This is a genomic window from Enterococcus sp. DIV1067f, assembly GCF_050543505.1.
Taxonomy (GTDB): Bacteria; Bacillota; Bacilli; order Lactobacillales; family Enterococcaceae; genus Enterococcus_D; species Enterococcus_D entomosocium.
In genome coordinates this window covers 1,216,574-1,234,907 of sequence record NZ_CP172940.1, presented here as the reverse complement: position 1 = coordinate 1,234,907, position 18,334 = coordinate 1,216,574, and the positions used below count along the sequence as shown (strand labels likewise).

Annotated in this window: 15 protein-coding genes; 2 read left to right on the top strand and 13 right to left on the bottom strand. The window is 41.8% G+C overall.

Translation table 11 applies throughout. The features are described 5' to 3' along the window. Positions 1-33 precede the first annotated feature (33 nt). Positions 34-3,609, bottom strand: coding sequence for a SpaA isopeptide-forming pilin-related protein (locus IGJ42_RS05840; protein WP_086332226.1), 3,576 nt, complete (start codon positions 3,607-3,609; stop codon positions 34-36). A gap of 343 nt (positions 3,610-3,952) precedes the next feature. Between IGJ42_RS05840 and IGJ42_RS05835 the strand changes: the two genes are divergently transcribed. Then, positions 3,953-5,446: a helix-turn-helix domain-containing protein gene (locus IGJ42_RS05835; RefSeq protein WP_005236849.1), complete on the top strand. Its 1,494-nt coding sequence runs from the start codon at positions 3,953-3,955 to the stop codon at positions 5,444-5,446. 133 nt (positions 5,447-5,579) lie between these two features. Here the strand turns inward: IGJ42_RS05835 and lepB are convergent, their stop codons facing one another. The 7 genes from lepB to IGJ42_RS05800 form a co-directional block, all read right to left on the bottom strand. Next, the gene (lepB, locus tag IGJ42_RS05830) at positions 5,580-6,128 is read right to left on the bottom strand and encodes a signal peptidase I (protein ID WP_086299602.1); all 549 of its coding nucleotides are present in this window, start codon (positions 6,126-6,128) and stop codon (positions 5,580-5,582) included. Positions 6,129-6,160: 32 nt separating this feature from the next. Further along, positions 6,161-7,591 (bottom strand): S41 family peptidase, encoded by a 1,431-nt coding sequence (locus IGJ42_RS05825; protein WP_086332225.1) that lies wholly within the window; start codon positions 7,589-7,591, stop codon positions 6,161-6,163. Positions 7,592-7,667: 76 nt separating this feature from the next. Beyond that, positions 7,668-7,889 (bottom strand): YozE family protein, encoded by a 222-nt coding sequence (locus tag IGJ42_RS05820; protein WP_005236867.1) that lies wholly within the window; start codon positions 7,887-7,889, stop codon positions 7,668-7,670. Next, complete coding sequence (msrA, locus tag IGJ42_RS05815; protein ID WP_008379644.1) at positions 7,882-8,403, bottom strand: peptide-methionine (S)-S-oxide reductase MsrA; 522 nt, start codon at positions 8,401-8,403, stop codon at positions 7,882-7,884. Before msrA ends, IGJ42_RS05820 begins: the two co-directional genes overlap by 8 nt. Next, a complete protein-coding gene (locus IGJ42_RS05810) occupies positions 8,403-9,053 on the bottom strand; it encodes a YpmS family protein (protein WP_005236869.1) in 651 nt (216 codons plus the stop codon). Before IGJ42_RS05810 ends, msrA begins: the two co-directional genes overlap by 1 nt. Then, positions 9,050-10,036 carry an SGNH/GDSL hydrolase family protein gene (locus tag IGJ42_RS05805; RefSeq protein WP_086317054.1) on the bottom strand — a complete coding sequence of 329 codons (987 nt, stop codon included), beginning with the start codon at positions 10,034-10,036 and terminating at the stop codon, positions 9,050-9,052. The genes IGJ42_RS05810 and IGJ42_RS05805 overlap by 4 nt, the downstream gene beginning before the upstream one ends. Before the next feature lie 214 nt (positions 10,037-10,250). Then, on the bottom strand, positions 10,251-11,093 hold the full coding sequence (locus tag IGJ42_RS05800; protein WP_034872242.1) for a DegV family protein: 843 nt from the start codon (positions 11,091-11,093) through the stop codon (positions 10,251-10,253). Positions 11,094-11,219: 126 nt separating this feature from the next. Between IGJ42_RS05800 and trhA the strand changes: the two genes are divergently transcribed. After that, positions 11,220-11,873: a PAQR family membrane homeostasis protein TrhA gene (trhA, locus tag IGJ42_RS05795; protein ID WP_005236874.1), complete on the top strand. Its 654-nt coding sequence runs from the start codon at positions 11,220-11,222 to the stop codon at positions 11,871-11,873. Positions 11,874-11,936: 63 nt separating this feature from the next. On the opposite strand, the gene IGJ42_RS05790 is transcribed toward trhA, so the two are convergent. The 5 genes from IGJ42_RS05790 to IGJ42_RS05770 all read right to left on the bottom strand — a co-directional run bounded on the left by IGJ42_RS05790 (position 11,937) and on the right by IGJ42_RS05770 (position 18,333). Next, the gene (locus IGJ42_RS05790) at positions 11,937-12,425 is read right to left on the bottom strand and encodes a dihydrofolate reductase (RefSeq protein WP_086299606.1); all 489 of its coding nucleotides are present in this window, start codon (positions 12,423-12,425) and stop codon (positions 11,937-11,939) included. 5 nt (positions 12,426-12,430) lie between these two features. Then, positions 12,431-13,177, bottom strand: coding sequence for a hypothetical protein (locus tag IGJ42_RS05785; RefSeq protein ID WP_086332223.1), 747 nt, complete (start codon positions 13,175-13,177; stop codon positions 12,431-12,433). Between the two features lie 43 nt (positions 13,178-13,220). Further along, complete coding sequence (locus IGJ42_RS05780) at positions 13,221-14,168, bottom strand: thymidylate synthase (RefSeq protein ID WP_086317048.1); 948 nt, start codon at positions 14,166-14,168, stop codon at positions 13,221-13,223. Between the two features lie 16 nt (positions 14,169-14,184). Continuing rightward, positions 14,185-16,092 (bottom strand): ABC-F family ATP-binding cassette domain-containing protein, encoded by a 1,908-nt coding sequence (locus IGJ42_RS05775; protein ID WP_086332222.1) that lies wholly within the window; start codon positions 16,090-16,092, stop codon positions 14,185-14,187. A 204-nt stretch (positions 16,093-16,296) separates the two neighbouring features. Continuing rightward, on the bottom strand, positions 16,297-18,333 hold the full coding sequence (locus IGJ42_RS05770; RefSeq protein WP_086317044.1) for a cation:proton antiporter: 2,037 nt from the start codon (positions 18,331-18,333) through the stop codon (positions 16,297-16,299). Position 18,334 lies beyond the last annotated feature (1 nt).

Below are 18,334 nucleotides of genomic sequence, written 5' to 3'. Positions count from 1 at the left end.
TTTTTTTTCGTTTTTCATTCGCTAATGGAAAAATTACTTTAATGAAGGCTTATCTTTGCGCTTAACGTGCAAATAGCTACCAGCTAAAAGGACTAGCAGACTTGCTGAAAGAATGACCATCCATCCATGCCAATTCCCTCCGGTTTCAGGAAGAGACACTTTCACTTGATTGGTTACGATCAATTCTATTTGATTGTTCTTTTCTCCAGAAACAAGAAGATTCGGTAGTCGTTCTTCATCGATAAAGACCTGACCATCCTCTTCAATCTTGATTTGGACAGGTGCTGTTAAACCTGCATAGCCTGCGGGTGTACCAGTTTCTTCCAAGGTATAGCTGCCGGGTGTGAGATCTTGGAAGTGAAATACCGCTAGTGCTTCTCCGTTTTCAGGCAGTTCGACAGTCCGTCCGTTTCCACTTAGCCGGAATTTTGCCCCCTCAAGTGCTTGTCCCAGTTCATCCTGTTTATTGACCACCAAATCAAAAGGTTTTAACTGATTGCCATGGGTAAGGGTCCAACAGTTGGCATCCCCGTCGACATTTTCCCCTTGATACTGGATTTTTCCGTCTGTACCAACGACAAATTCATAGTCACCGGCAACCGTATCATATCCGAGCGGACCGGCTGTTTCTGAGATACGATAAGCGCCAGGCTCAAGGATCGTAAATTCAGCCATCCCAACATCATCCGACGTTTCTGAGGCGATTTCTTGATAATCCCCTCCTGCTGTTTTTTGTTGAAGAGAAAAGACAGCGCCTGCTAACAATACTTGCTGCTCATTTTGCAACGAATATTTTCGAATAGCGACTGGAATTTCTGTAAACGGATTGGTAATCTCCAGGATAATCGTATGCTCGACCAGTGTGACAGGTTGTCCATCAATCGTCGCATGCCCTTGCTCATCAATATGGATCAGCCACTCTGTTTGCTTAGCCAAATGATGTCCCGCCGGTGCAGTGACTTCCTTTAAACGATACGTCTGACTTTTTTGCAACGTAGTATCTGCTGGCATCCCGTACGTTCCATCCCCTTGATCCACAAGGGTTACTGTCTTTCCAGCGCCCGTCAATTCAAAAACAGCACCTGTCAGCTTCACCTCTCCTACAGCGGATTTTTTGATCAGATTTAATGCGAGGGGCACAAATGTCTTTGTGTTTTTCCATGTAGAAACGTCCACTCTTGTCGATTCGTAGCCTGATACTGCCAGTTCATTTGTGACTTGATAATTAAACGTTTCTCCTTGATTGTTATAAAGCGGCAGTAGCCGGGTTTCTTCGTAATCCGTTCCATCCTTTTCAGAAACCGCGGAAACCTTGCTTCGTTCCCAACTTGTCTGATCTTGTGCATCGGTCTCAGTAAGTTTGAGATATCCTGTTTGCCAGCTCTCCTTGCTAGTAACTGGGCTTCTGCTTATTTCAAAATAGACAGATTCTGGGCGACTTGACGTATCGCCATCGTATTCCTCCCAGACTTTTTTGATCGTCAACTCTTTCCCAGGTGCTTTGGCAGAAGGCACACCAAACAATGCCTTTTGATCGGACTGATGATTCGGATAAAACACCGTTTCTCCATTCATTTGATACCAAGTATCTGGTTTAAAATCCGCTGCTTCCGTTTGAATCCGCACTTGATAATGAATTTGCAGTTCCTGTCCTTCGCCTAAATAAAGACCAGAAGCATTGAGTGTATTGTCAGATATCGTGACCTCAGGCTGCACCGTTAGAGCAGCAGAACCGACACTTTTGATGGACAAGCTATTTTCTTCGTATAAAAATGGCTGCGAAATGGGGTCAGTAATCTCTCCATCAGTGACTGTCGCCGAAATATGAAGGGCTTTTTTCTCGAGATAGTCGGCAATATCCGCTGCTTCATTGGCTGACTCATAATAAAGATGCCCCTCTTCATCAGCAGAAACCATCTGTCTCATTTTGTTCTCAACATCGGCCTTTGTATACCCAGCTGTTTGATCCCCTTGCAGTTGAATCCCCAATCCGTGAATCTCAATCCCGCGCTCTTTTAACGCCATCGCCTCACCGATCGTGGCGACAAACGTATTGTTGATCCATTTAGAGTTACCGTACTGATCAGATGCAAAATACCCGTTGTAGAGATGTGAAGTATTCATCGGCTGGTCTTGAGAAAGAGAAAAGGCGGTTCCATAATAACTACCATCTGCTTGTGTATGCACTTTGGACACATGATAACTGTAGGTCGGCACGCCATCTGTTAGCAAAACGATGACTTTCTTATGTCCATTTTGCGTTGATAGCATATCCCCAGCTTGGCGAAGCCCTCTTTGGGTAAAGGTCCCCCCAGCTGCTGTTTCTGGCGTCATCGTTCGGATCGTCTCTTTGACTTCAGAAAATTTTCCTAACTGGCAGGTTTTGTTTTGGTAATTGTTACCATCACTGGAATAACCGACATAGCCCATGTAGACACTGTCTTGAATGCCGCTTCCTTCAATTTGATTCAAAAAGCGATCCACACCTTTTTTTACCTCAGTGATGCGTCCCATCTCATTCATACTCCCTGACCAATCCACTACCAACACAACATCGATCGGATCAATTTGGCGTTGAACATTCCCTCGTACATTTAGGTAGACATCAAACAGTCCTGGAGTATTCGTCTCTTTTGCAAATTTCCGTAAAGCAAAATCCGCTTCATCTCCCACACCACCATACTCAATATACGAGTTGGTCAAATTTTCTGGATCACCATTCCATGTAGTTACGCCATCCCAGGTTTCGCCTGCATCTTTGTTCCCCTGATGATTTAAGACATTGCTCTTTTCATCAATTGTCCAATTAGCCGAAGGATACGTCCCGCTTTGGTCTGTCGTATAATCTGGTTCAATCGAAGCAAAAGCCTGTGAAACGGTCGTTTTTTGATAAAGACGTTCTTGTTTAAACGGTTCAATGAGTGTTTCGTCTTCAGAAGAACTTGTCGTTGTTCCTGTTTCCTTTGTCTCTTCCTGCGTTTCTTCATTCGAAACACCTTTTGAGTCTTCATTCGACACTTGTTCCGAAGTTGACTCCGTGCCGGTTTCTGCAGCTTGTGAATCAGTTGAGCTGACTTCCACCCTATCTGAGGAAGCAGATTCTGTCGCAAGCGGAATGTCAACTATCAATTCATCCAAAGACGCCAATTTGTGCGATTCTTGATTTTCGTGATCATATTCTTCAATCTGAATCGCCAACTTCAGTTTTTTTGTTTCATTAGGTAGTTGAAACGTTACTTCTTGTTCACAGGGTGTTTTCAAGAAGTCTTGTGTTGTTAGCCAAGACTGCGCGGATTCATCCTCAATAAAAACCACCTCTTTGTTGTTCGTTTTCGTTAGCGGTTGTTCTTTTGTTTCATCAAGTGCATATAATTGCAGCCAGATGCGTTGCTGTTTGTTTTTTTGTGATAGCTGATATCGTAAAGTAAATTGATTGCCCTCCCGTTGACCTGTCAACTTGATCTGCTCCGTTTCGGTAATAGCGATCGTATTTTCTTCTTGTGCACTTGCTATCCCATTTGTTTGCAAACTCGAATAAATGAAAAATAATATCCCCCCTAACATACAGAAAATGAAAGAGAACCAGTGGTGTCTCTTTGTCAAAAACATAAAAAGACCTCCTTTCAAAGAATCAAAAATTACAAGCTGATGATACAAGAAAGAAGCGAAAGACACCTCTTTTTTTTATTTTCTGAAAAACAGGAAAAATTTACGCATCTGTAGTTATTCATAAATAAAAAAGTTTTTTTATTTCAAAGCGGAACCAATTAACCAACGTTATTTAATAACTAAAAAAAACTAGCGTTTTTCACATGCGATTTCTATTTTTGTTCTTTATGAGACAGCTCTGGCAAAAATTTGTCTCAGTTTTTCTAAAAAAAAGCAAAAGTTTTGAGACGTGTCTTTACACAGTAATATAAATAAGTTATTAATAAAATAAGAAGGTGATCATTTGATTGAAAAAATACTCTTAGATACCCGAGCATTAGACAAAATCGGACTCTACGGAAAACTACTATCAATTGCTCCGGGTGAATACAACATAGAGTTCGTGAAAAATCTGACCCATTTAAGTGCAACGAGATTGAAAAGTTTACTTTCCTCGATCCAAGAGGACCTGCAAAACCTCTCCCCAGTAAATCTTTCATTACATAAAAACACCCTTAGTCTCCCTAAAAATTTGATTGAATACAATCAATATCAGCAGTTTTTAGCCCAAGAAAGTATTTCTTATAAAATGTTGTTAAGTATCTTGACCAATCAAGATGAAAGTTTGCTGGCATTTTGCCAAAGAAACTATATCAGTCGTTCGACTTGTTTCCGACAAACTAAAAAGCTTCAGGATCATTTAAAGGAATTCAACGTAACCTTAAATCAATCCGCCATGACGCTTATCGGTTCAGAGATGGTGATTCGCATCTTATTGTTTAATTTTATCTGGCACATTTCTTTAGGGGATAGTTTGGTGAAGGCCTTTGACCAAGAGATCGAAGAGCTTTTTGTTACCTATGAAGGAACGAAATACAAAAGCAAGTATGAAATTGGCAAAAAAGAAGCCTTACTTCATTGCAAGATTTGTCTGTTTCGTTTAAAGGATGGTCACAAGACAAATCTTTATCAGTTAACGAACCGATCATTTATCCCCAGTGGTGAAAAGCTTGATTTCTTCTCTGCTTTCTTTATGATCATTGATTCTGCAATAGACATTCTTGAGATCAATTCTTTGTTCTTTCTTTTTTATTACTGGCCGATGCTGACTTCTGCCAAAGATGTGCGTCTTCCGATTGTAGCGGATTGTTACAATCACGAAAAGCTAGAATTAAAAGAGCTGATGACTGAGTTTGAAGAACATTGCCAAAAATTTCTCTGTGATTTTGACTTCGACCATCAGTCGTTCCTTTATATGAATACATATCTTACGTTGCTGAAGTTCTGTATATTTAAGCAAAAAGTCCCCCTTTCAAATTTTTTCGAAGCAAATGTCATTAAGGATAAATACCCATTACATACGATTTTGACAAATACCATTCAAAGTTTTTGGCGTAAAATAGCAAATCGTAAAGGTTATGAGTGGTTAAAAACCTGTTATACCGATCTTGCTTTTTATCAAGCCTGTTTGCTTTATCCCATTTACATTGAAAAGGAACAAAAATATAAACTTAAAGTTGCTTTTGTCTATGTATCTAACTACTTGGTTTCCATGGAAGTTTTTAATATATGTGAACGGTTGCCCTACGTTGAAATTGAACGGATCACGCTGCCAACTGAAGAACCTTTTGACTTTTATATTTTGAGCTCACCACAGCTTTTACCCCCTTTTACAACCGAAGAAAACTCGGCGATCATTGATTTTTGTCGCTATCGTGATTTTGAAACGAATTTATGTCAGAAACTATCGAATGCTTTTAATGAAAAAATAAAAAAATTAACAGCAATTAGTGACTAAACAAACGCTTTTTTCGATGCTAACCATTTCCCTTTGGAAAAAGAATAAAAAGCTAGACAAAATCCCCCCTTGGAATCAACGGATGATTCCAAGGGGGGATTCATTATTTAATTATTTATTGATTTTACACAGACTAAATCAATCGAATATGAGTCAATGGATAATAAACAAAACGAGCATTGCCTAAAATGGCCTCTCCTGATATTGGTCCAAAGGAACGGCTATCTTTGGAGGCACGTCGATTGTCTCCAATGACAAAGTAACTATCTTTCCCTAATTTCTCAACACCTAATAAAGATTCCAAATCAAAGTCATTGGTGTAAGAGACAGACTCGTGATCATTGCTGCGGTTCTTCACTAGAAAATCTTCATCTACCGGTTCATCATCAATGTAAAGCTGATCATTGACATATTTCACTGACTCACCCGGTAAGCCAATCACCCGCTTGATATAGGTCGAACCATCCGGCAACTGGAAAACAACGACATCAAAACGTTGGATTGGCGAAATCTTCTCAATGACCACCATGTCTCCTTGTTTTAAGGTTCCTTCCATCGAATTTCCTTCAACAGGAACTGGGATCAACAAGAATGCCCGAATCAAGAATGCTGTTGCAAAAGCGATCAACGCATATTTCACTACTAGCCAAAAACGATCAACCCAGAATTTTTTCGCCTCCACACGTCTGCCTCCTCTCCAATTTTTCACTTAGTTTATTCTTCAGAAAGCAAGGACAGTGCTTTTAAATATGCTGGGTCCTCTGCTTTGAGTTTCTCCGTTACTTCTTTTTCGATCGCTTGGGCAGTGTCTGCATCGACTTCCCCAGTCACTTTTAAATCATGAGCCTCTTGTAAAGTCTTCACTGCTGCTGTCGTCTCATCATTGAAGGTATCACCACTAGTGGCATACCCTAACGCTTTAAGAAATTGATTTAGGTTATTGACTGCCGTTGATGATTGTCCAGCTTTTAAGGCATTGTCCCGTGGTAATGGCGGGAAATACGCATACTCTGGATAGTCCTCTTCATAATCCGGCATCACACCTTGATCATTGACCCAATTTTCATCCGGTGTCAGCCATTTCATGACCGTCATTTTTAATTCACTATTATCCCCCAGATCTTTCACGTTCTGAACGGTTCCCTTGCCGAAGGTTTCTGTACCAACAACTGGGATATCCGCTGATTCTTGCAAGGCTGCGGCAAAAATCTCCGATGCAGAGGCACTGCCGCCGTCGACTAAAACAACGACCGGCTCTGTGACTTTGAATCCTTCATCCAATGCTTCGCTCGCTTTGGTCTCACTGACCACCCCTTGATTGTTGGCAAACTTCACGATCGTTTGGCCGTTTTCTAAAAACATACTTGCCATGATCTGTACTTGGTCCAGCAGTCCGCCAGGATTTTGTCTTAAATCCAAGACAAACGACTTTGCGCCGGCTTCTCGCAGTTCGGTGATGGTTTCTTTCAACTCAGCTGCTGTGTTTTCACCAAAGGAAGTAATATCGATACGACCGATTGTGTCATTATTTTCAGCAATTTCTCCATGGACCGTTTCGATTGGGATCACATCACGAGTGATCTCCACATCAAAGGTGTCCTGATCACGTTGAATCGTTAAGGTGACTTTCGTCCCTTTTTCACCACGAATCTTACCCACAACTTCAGATAATTCCTGTCCCTGCGTATCTTCACCGTCTACCTTAACGATTCGGTCATTGATCCGCAGACCACTTTTTTCAGCAGGCGTATTTTTTATCGGCGCTTGTGCGACTTCTGGATAGTCTTCAACGATCGACAAGGTAGCACCAATCCCTTCAAAACTTCCAGAAAGTGATTGTTCTAAGCTATCCGCATCTGATTGGTTCAAATACGTCGTATAAGGATCATCTAGCGCATCAGTCATCCCTTGAAGGGCACCTTCTATCAAGGCATCCTCATCCACTTCTTGGTAATAATTCGCAAGGATCTGGTCATATAGCGACTGGATTTTCTCCATTCCGCTGGCTTCTGTGGTCGTTTCTGTCACCGGTTGCGCCGTCTGCTGATTTTGCTGAGCCGTTTGCCATAAATAGACACCGCCTCCTGACAAAATTGCGACACAAACGAGAGAAACGATATATCGGCTCGTCGTTAAACCTTTCATTCACAACACCTCTCTGAGAAAAAACAGCTCCGTTCTGCGGATTTTATGCAACCATACAAAACGAAGGATAGTTTTTTTATTTGTTATTTTCGAGATACTCTGCCCAGATACGATCAAAAATATCCATGGATGGCAAATAATCAACATTTAGTTCCAGATAAGAAGAGACTTCATCATAGTCATCGCTGTGCTTCGGAAACTGGATATCATGACTTGCATGAGTAGCAAAGATCTGGGCCTCATCTGTATGACTCGGTCCTTTGACTGCCATTAAATAGGTATAAAAACTTTTACGCATGTTCTTGCTCCCAATGATTTTCTAAAAAGGCTGCTCTACGGGCATGATTGCGAGCAAAATTCTCAGGATTCTTTTTGTAATACTCTTGGTGCTCTTCTTCCGCTAAATAAAAAGGTTGGGCTGGTTCGATCGTGGTCACGATCGGATCGGTAAATCGACCGGAAGCCTGAAGCGCCTCTTTGCTGGCTTCGGCTTTTTTCCGCTGCTCTTCATTAAAATAGAAGATAGCCGGACGATAATTGTCGCCGCGATCTTCAAATTGACCAAAAGCATCTGTCGGATCCGTTTGCTGCCAATAGATCGTCAAAAGGTCTTCATAACTGATTTTTTCAGGATCAAAAATGATTTCCACTGCTTCAGTATGCCCTGTTTGATGGCTTTTGACTTCTTCATAGGTTGGATTTTCGGTATGTCCTGCGGTATAGCCGGAAAAAATTGAATGCACCCCTTCTAATTCATCAAAGGGTTGGATCATACACCAAAAGCACCCACCGGCAAAAATTGCTCGTTCCATTATTCATCCTCCGTTTCAGCTGGTAAATATAAACTCATTTGAATTTCATCATCCACAAGATTGATTTTGTTGGCTTTGATAAACAAGCCATTTTGCATACGGAATTGATCCAAACGTATCAAAATGATTTGTTCATCGGCATTGACATCGATCCAGTCAGGAAATTTAAAACTACGTTTGATCATTTTCATTACTTCACTGGTGGGCAGATCCAAGGTGCCGATTGATAAGCTTTTGGCTTTCAATTGAACGTTACCTTCTTCGGTCACGTAAGGATCAAAATAGAGATAGAAGGTGATAGGAAATCCTAATACTTGAAACTCTCCCGTCAACAATGCCTCATTTCTTAGCTCAAAATTATACTTGACCTCTTGATCTTTTTGAAAATCTGACAGATAAAAATCAATCAATTGGTTGACCTGGCTCTTGTTGCTGTTAACGGTCAGAACAGGACTGCCCTCCCGTTGAACAAGTTCAGCACTTTCATTTAAGCCGGTTTCTCGCTGTTGAAAAATTCTTGAAGCAAAGAAAACCGTTGTGCCTAAAAGGATACCGACCAACACTAGAAAAGCAATTTTCCAGTAGTTGATCGATTTTTTTTTCGTTGCAGCTGTTTTTTCCGGCTGCTTCGTTGATTCGCTTGGTTTCATTTTGCTTCCTCCTCTAGCAACCAATAATTTTGCGTTTTGATCACTTCATCGCGAACGGCATTCGCCATCAGTTGATACCCAAGATTATTGGGATGGAAGCGATCGCCTTCATACAAAACATTGTTTGTGATATTATTCCCGACAGTTTGCGATGAGTCAGTTGTCGTTGAAGTACTGCTTTGTGATTCGTCCGAAGCTGTCGTCGATGAATCAGATAAGCGTTCTGTGTCCGATGATTCGGCAGTTTTCTCTGATTCTCCTTCTTCTGTATCAGCAATACCGACCTCATCACTTAACCCTTTATAGAGCAAATCGTTGATAGGAATAAAAAAGGCATTGTCTTGCTGATTGACGAACGTTTCCGTTTGTTTATTCCAGTTATCAATGATCGTCTGCATATCCGTGATTTCTGGGAAATTCAGATAAAATGGATTGTAGATGCCCAAGACATAGATTGGTGCATCACTATTCAAATCGCGGATTTGAGCAAACAAGTCTTTTAAACGTTCCTGGTAATCTTCCATCGGTTCCGTAAACGTCTCAATGCTCAAGCCGAAGAAATTGCTCTGAATCACTTTTAGTACGTCGTTACCGCCGACAGTCAAGGTAATCAAATCCGCTTGACTAAGATCTTGGCGTAAGTCTTCATCGTTTTTCACTCGCTTTAAAATCTGATCGCTTCTTTCACCAGCGACCCCATAATTTTTAGTTACCAAATTGCTCAAATCATAGCGATCCTCTAGATCCCCAGCCAAAATGGGCACAAAGCCACCACGAGCTGTTTCATCACCAACCCCTTCTGTCAAGGAATCCCCAAGAGCGAGATATTCAATGGCGGATTTTTTTGAATCATTGGCTGCTAGCTTGTCCACAGGGGTCAGCAATGGTTGGGCTTTGGGAACAGTAAAATGAAACAGTAAGCCAGTTCCAATAGCTATCAATCCCACAACGAGTAGATAAGTTACTAATTTCTTCCATTTCACAGGTATTCAAACTCCTTTGTAATCTTTGCTATTTTAACAAAATTCTCATAAAATTCCTAGTCGCAATCCTTCAAACTTAAGAAAGAAAACAGCTACCTGCCAAAGAGTCGACAAGCAACAGCAGCTTCTTTTTTTGTTTTTTCTTCCTGACAGCTTGTCATACGCCAAAAAGCGATTCGTCATTAAACGAATCGCTGAAAGAAAACATGCTTTTTTATTCCGTACTATAAGTAATCGCAAAGGCACCTTTACCTGTGTGAGTGGCGATGATCGGTGTCGTGTGCAACAAGGGGATATCCAACTCGGGGAATAGTTCCGCTAATTCCTTTTGGAAACGTTCTGTGATTTCTAACCCTTCAGCATGAGAAATACCAATTTTCGTCACTTTAGGCATACTCTTCAGTTCAGCTTTTAACTCTTCAAACCATTTATTGAAGGTCTTGACACCACGTCCTTTGACGACTGGAATCAGTTCTGAATGATCAAAATCCATAATCACTTTCATGTTCAGCAAACTCGATAAAAGACCTTTGGCACGACTGATACGACCGCCTTTTACTAAGTTTTCTAACGTTGAAACGCCGATAAATAATTTCGTATGCTCCCGCACCAAATCCACCTCTGGTAAAACTTCTTCTAGTGTCTTACCGGCTTTAGCCAATTCTGCTGCCCGAATCACTTGAAAAGCCAACGCTTGGTCTGTCGTGTCACTATCGATCACAGTGACTTTGGCTTTTGATAGATGACTGGCTTGACGAGCCGCTTCCACGGTTCCGCTAAGCCCTTTGGTCATATGAATCGATAGTATTTCACTGCCATCTTTGCCTAATTCATCATATAGTTCTACAAAATGACCGATCGGCGGCTGGCTAGTTTTAGGTAATTCTTTGGCTTGCGCCATCATTTGCATAAATTTTTCTCCCGGCAGCGTTTCATCATCTGGATAAACGACACCATCGATCATTACAGATAAAGGCACGACATGGATAGCCAAAGCATCACGGACACTTGGTTCCATCGTACTGGAAGAATCTGTCACAATTTTAAGATTTGCCATCATATATTCACTCTCTCTTTAAATCAAGTCTTTTTTCGTGGTAAAATAACCACAGACCATTTATACTAAGTATAACAGAGAGAAAATTTTTTTTCATCTAATTTCGATTCGAAAGGACGGTGCCGAATGCAGCACATGAAGTTTAGTCGCAGATATTTGATCGTCAATGAAGTATTAAATGCAGTAACCCACGGGATCGGATTAGGACTGAGTATCGCAGGACTGGTCATCCTCTTAATCAAGGGGGCAAATCTAGGGTCACCTATCCACATCGTTTCCTATGCCATTTATGGGTCGATGATGATTTTGCTCTTCCTCTTTTCTACCTTATTTCACAGTTTGATTTTTACCAAAGCAAAAAAGGTCTTCCAAGTCTTTGATCATGCCTCCATTTTCTTGCTGATCGCCGGAAGCTATACACCTTTTTGCTTGCTTAGTATCCAAGGCTGGCTTGGCTGGTCACTCTTTGTCTTGATTTGGCTACTAGCAATTAGCGGCATCGTTTATAAGTCACTGACTCTTCATAAAAAAGAGACTGTCTCAAAAATCTCCACCCTGATCTACATCATCATGGGCTGGCTATGTGTCGTCGCCTTCAAACCTCTGATCGAACATTTAGGCTACTGGGGAACATTTTTACTAGCAAGCGGTGGTGTTTCTTATACTGTAGGTGCGCTATTCTATAGTTTAAAATCCGTTCGATTCATGCATGTGGTTTGGCACTTATTCGTTATGTTAGGTGCTGGACTGATGTACTTCTCCGTCTTGTTGTATACCTAAAAATGAAGCATTGCTTACAAACAAAGAACAGGAAACTTTCGCTGCAGAAAGCTTCCTGTTCTTTTATTTTCTATGATAAAATTCAAATTGATGGGGGTAACGGTTCTTTTCATCGACGATCCCATCGATCACATGATCAAGTTTCCATTGCGTCCAATCAATCTCTGGGAAATACACATCTCCGTTAAATTCCGCATCGATCACTGTACGGTACAATTGATCGCAATCGTCAATCATCGCTTCAAAAACACCCGCTCCACCAGTTAAAAAAACGGGATGCTCTTGTTGCTTCACATACGCTAAGATTTCCTCTCGGTCATGCATCACTAACGCGCCGTTGGCTTGATAGTGTGGATCACTTGTCAAAACGATCGTCGTACGCTGCGGCAGTAATCTTTTTCCCATTCCTTCAAAGGTTTTGCGCCCCATTATAATCGTATTATTGATGGTTTGCTCTTTAAAAAATTTCAAATCATTTGGCAAATGCCACGGCAACGTGCCATCCGCTCCGATCAAACCCTTTTGATCTTGTGCCCAAAGTGCGATCAACATAAAAATTACATCCCTTCTGTATAAAATGATTCAGAAATAGTAGCAGCAACCTGCAGCCGCTGCATCAGCTGAAAAGCTGATTCATGCTCAAATGGATCTTTGTTGCGTTCATCAAAGCGCAAGCCATCACAGGCTTGGTAAACAATTGTGCCGCCGCTTCTTTGGACATTTCTCGGCCATTCCCCATCGTTTAAACGCGCGTTGTTGTTTTTCAGTAAGGTCGGTATCAGGGAGATAGGAAAGAGAGCACTACCAGCTGCGACATCAATTTCTTGTATTTGAAAAAAGTCAGCTGCGATCTCGTTGATCAAGCGCTCCGTTCTTTGCCACGTTTGCGGATGACTCGCAAACGCCCTTGCAGTTCGCCCTAGGATACAATACGTATTCTCTGGTAACGGCTGTTTGCTTATTGCCACAAGTTCTTCTGGATACGTCTCGATCCAAGTCACTACGCGATCAAAATCACAAATATGCAATGAATCCAGCATTGGTAAAGTATGCTGTGCCGCAAAAATAAGCCTTCTGCGGGCATCCGCCGCCCCTTTAGCTGGTATAAAAAGGGCAGTGCACTGCTGATTTGATCGAATGGCTTCTTTTAGCTCCGGCACAGTTTCCTCGGATACGGATAGCCAAACTGTATCATAGTGCTGATGCAAGAAATCAATGCATTGATCAATGAGCAATGCATGAATCGATCCAGCATGTCTCTGATGAAAGGTCGCCGCAAAGCCTCGTTTGTGGGTATTTTCCATTACGCCTCATTCCTTTCTTTATGAAATGAAACCAAACAACCACTTAAACTGCGATCGGTGCTTTGATTGTTGGATGCGGATCATACCCTGCCAGGGTAATATCTTCCATTTCAAAATCAAAGATTGACTGTTTTTCAGGATTTAACTGTAAGCTTGGCGCCGGACGTACTGAACGAGTCAACTGTTCCTTCATCTGTTCTATATGATTACTGTACAGATGAGCATCACCTAATGTATGGATAAAATCTCCGACTTCTAGTCCAGTTTCATGAGCAATCAGGTGCGTTAATAGCGCATAACTAGCAATATTAAAGGGAACGCCTAAAAAGACATCGGCACTGCGTTGATATAACTGACAGCTTAAGCGACCATCATGAACATAAAATTGAAACATCGTGTGACAAGGGGGCAACGCCATCGTCGGTACATCTTCTGGATTCCAAGCAGAGACGATCAAACGACGAGAATCTGGCGTCGTCTTGATCATGTCGATCACTTCTTTGATTTGATCGATAAACCCGCCCGTACTTTTTTCCCAATGGCGCCATTGGTACCCATAAACGTGTCCCAAATCGCCGAAGGCTTCAGCGAAAGTATCATCAGATAAGATTTTTTCACAAAACTGTTTCAACTCGTGTTGGTACTGTTCGTTGAAAGCTTCATCCACTAGGGAACGACGGCCAAAGTCCGTCATGTCAGGACCTGTGTAAGCATCACTTTTAATATAGCGCTCAAACGCCCATTCATCCCAAATGTGGTTATTATGTTCTAGGAGATAACGAATGTTGGTATCTCCTTTTAGAAACCACAATAATTCGCTTTTGATCAAGCCAAAAGGAACTCTCTTGGTTGTCAACAATGGAAAGCCTTGGGACAGATCAAAACGCATTTGGTGACCAAAGACACTGCGTGTTCCCGTTCCTGTACGATCACTTTTATCATTGCCTTCTGCTAATATTTTTCTTCCTAGATCTAAATATGCTTGTTCCATCGTTCTCTCCTTTACTCTACACAAACTCGCTCAAATATTCCCAACGATCCATTTTTTCTGCAAGTTGCGTTTCAACCTCGCTGATTTCTTGCTGTAATTTTTGGAGCTTGGTAAAGTCAGCTCCTTGATGATTCATCTCTTCAGTCAAAGCGGCAGCTTTTTCTTCTAACGCCGCGATATCATCTTCAATTGTCGCCCACTCTTTTTGTTCCATATAACTCAGTTTCTTTTTGACAGGCGCTGCAGCAGACTCCTCACTATCAGGAGAAAGTGAATCGTTTTTTGATTCTTTTGGCTCTAGTACACTTGAACTAGCTTTATTGGTATTGGCTGCTAGGTACTCATTAATGGAACCAAAGTAGGACTTAATCCTGCCGTCTCCTTCGAAGATCAGCAATTTTTGGGCAACTTTATCTAAAAAGTAGCGGTCATGGGAAACAGTGATTACTGCACCTGGGAATGTTTCCAAATAATTTTCCAAAATCGTCAGGGTATCAATATCCAAATCGTTGGTCGGTTCATCTAACAAGAGAACATTTGGCTGCCCAATCAATAGCTTGAGCAAAAATAGGCGTCGTTTTTCCCCGCCAGACAGCTTGCCGATCTTAGTGCCGTGCATGGATCGCGGAAACAAAAACTGTTCCAGCATTTCTGCGACACTGACTTGTGAGCCATCCACTTTTTGCACTTCCTCGGCTGCTTCTTGCAAATAAGCAATCATTCGCTGATCAGGGTTCATCGCTTCAATCGTTTGCGTATAATAAGCCATTTTCACAGTCACGCCAATCGTCCGCTCCCCTTCTTCTAAAGGCAGGCGACCAGCTAAAATATTGAGCAACGTAGATTTGCCCGCACCGTTTTCTCCTGTGATCCCTAAGCGTTCTCTTGATTGAATCAACAGATCAAAGTGAGACAAAATCGTTTTGTTTTCAATCTGGAAACTCGCATCTTTTAGCGCTAAGACTTGTTTGCCTAAGCGTGTCGTAGCAACATCAATGGCCACTTCGCCGTTCCGTTTTACTTGATGTAGGTTTTCTTTTAAATCATCGAAACGATCGATCCGTGCCTGTTGTTTCGTTGTACGGGCCTTCGCTCCGGTGCGAATCCAAGCCAACTCATGTTTGTATAACTGCTTGCGCTTGTCTTCTTGCGTCTCCTCCACTCGTTCTCGTTCTGCTCGAGCATGAAGATACGTCTCGTAATTGCCTTGATATTCATGCAGCTTGCCAAAGGACAATTCAAAGATCCGGTTAACGACTCGATCCAAAAAGTAGCGATCGTGGGTCACCATCAATAACGCACCCCGATAATTTTTTAGATAGCCTTCCAACCATTGGATCGCATCATAATCTAAGTGGTTAGTCGGTTCATCCAATAACAACAGGTCTGGCTCATCGATCAATACTTGAGCCATAGCCACTCGTTTCTTTTGACCTCCAGATAACTCACTGACCTTTTTCTTTAAATCACTGATCCCAAGTTTTTGGAGGATAATTTTGGCTGTTGTATCTGTGTTCCAAGCATCCGCTTTATTCATCGCTTCTTCTGCCAATTGATAATTGCGCTGCGTTTGTTGATCCATACCATTATTTTCTAAAGCAATCAGCGCTTTTTCATAGTCGCGAACAACGCGGATCAGCGGACTGGTCCCTTGAAAAACAGCATCTACAACGGATAATTCTTCTTGTAGCTGATTGTCTTGCGCTAAAAAGCCAATTCGATAATCTTGACTAGCAAAAACAGTTTGGCGATCACCATCTCCACGATCCAAACCTGCTAAGATTCGCAGCAAACTTGATTTCCCCGTGCCATTGACACCGATCAAACCGATCCGATCTTTTTCATGTATCAGAAAAGAAAGCTGATCAAACAGTGTTTTTTCACCGTAAGTTTTGGTTAATTCACTTACTTTTAATTCTTTCACAGAATCCCTCCTGAGTTTTTTCTTCGCTCATTGTACCACATTTCATCCGAGGAAACGATGAGAGAAAGGAGCAGTTTTTGCAATAAAAAAGAATGCCTTCGTCAGTTTATTCCCTCTGATCATCGATGTTGATCATCTTTTAGGAATAACCTGACGGAGACACTCCATAAAACGTGCATCAAGTTGCGCGCCTTTTGAGACATATTATCGGCGGAACATCCGCTGTTTCGGTTGTTCTTCCGCTCGAGACATCGCATACGATTCTAACAGATTGACATTGCGTCGGTACTCATTTGCAGAAATCGTTGAAATCTTCTCTGCCACTTCATATTCATCGATCGTCTTGCGCTCAAGATAATAGCCCCAAAGGACTTTCTTAACAAAAATCGGGTCTTGCTCAATCATGATCGTTTCAATGAAATTGCTATGTTCAAACCGTTTGATGCTCATTTCTCGTTGACGAATAAAGAAATTGATCAGCGAGGAATCATAAACATCTTCTAAATTGCTCAAACTGTGAAAAATGTATTCGCTGTTTTTTAAGTAGATTTTTTGTACTTCAGAAATGTCTCGTTGTTTCAAGGCATCTTTCAGTTGCTGCTGCCGCTGTAAAAACAAACGTGGATGGATCAGTACACGAATAAAACGCTGAATAAAGAAGAGCCAAAAACTAAAGAATGAGAGAATTTGTTTTGCGAGGGAATGCTGCTGCTGAGAAATAAAGCGTGAATAAAAACGATAGCCATTTAGGCTGACTTTCCCATTTCGATAAGCTTCATCCAAGCCGTCTTGTTCGATCGATAAGATCAATCCTTGAATTTCTTGGATTTCTTGTTTTTCTGAATCAGTCAAACTATTGCGATACAATTCCCAACGACGATTTTCATAGGAATTGATGACAGCATCGATCGCTAAGCGACCTTTATCAGAAAGCTCTTGTTTTTCTTCTGCTTCCAATTGTTCGATGACGTCTTCTAAGATCAGCAAGTGATTGAAGTCGACACTTTCGGCAGCTTCACCATCTGCCAAATAAGGTAAGACCATCACGCTGATGATCAATGTCAGCAAAATTACACAGGCGGTCAAAAACAGGAGCAAGCTCCGTTCCTGAAACGGTGTATCATGCACCATCACCGGTAAAATGAAGATGGCTGCCAAACTGACTGTTCCCTTGACGCCACCAAAGGTCAACAAGGCGACTTGATTCATGGATACTTGTTTTTTTGACTGTAAGAACCAATAATAAAATAGCAAAAAGATAAAACGTACGAGGAAAATCACCGCTGTGACGACTAAAATCGTGATGACTAGATGCCAGTTTGCATAGTTTTTGCTTTCCCAGATCGGTGAAAAGACTTGTGACAACTCGATCCCTAGAAAGAGAAACACTAGTGCGTTCAATGTAAAGACAATGGTCGACCACGTGCTTTCCGAAATGTTCGCTAATTCTGCATCAAACAACGAGATCCGGCGTTTTCTTTGGGCTTGGGCTACACCTGCCACAACTGCTGCGATAATCCCTGAGACGCCAATCATTTCTGCCAGCAAATAGGCAGCAAATGGCAAGAGCAGTTCAATCAATAAGTATACTGTGACATCTTGTGCCGAGATTTTTTCAATAAAACGTAAAATCCGGCGTTTCAGCCACACGATCAAGTAACCGACAAGCCCGCCACCGATACTAGAGAAAAGAAGTTGGAAGCCTGCGTTGGCTGCTGAAAAACTCCCGGTAGTCAAAGCCACGATAGCAAACTGTAATGCGGTAACCCCCGAAGCATCGTTCAGTAAGCCCTCGCCTTCAAGAATATGCATAATGTTTTTGGAAATTTTCAAACGCTTTGCTAATGAGGAGACTGCCACCGCATCAGTTGGTCCTAACGCAGCCCCGAAAGCGAAGCAAGCAGCCAGAGGTATCGTCGGCATCAACCAATGGAGGGTTCCGCCGACCGCAAACAGCGTCATTAAAACGCCACCAAAAGCCAAAAACAGCACGATCTTGCTGTTTTTTAGGATCTCAGGTACATCTGCTCGTTCCCCTTCTCGAAATAGCAATGGACCAATGATCATTACTAAAAACATTTCCGGTTCAAAGGCGATCTCTTGACCCATTTCTGTAAGACCTAATAAAATTCCTAAGATGATTTGAATAAAAAAGATCGGTACTGAGGGCAATATTTTGCTCGCCACATTTGATAATGTGACAAGAATTGCAATGATAATGACGAGTTCAATAAATTCCATC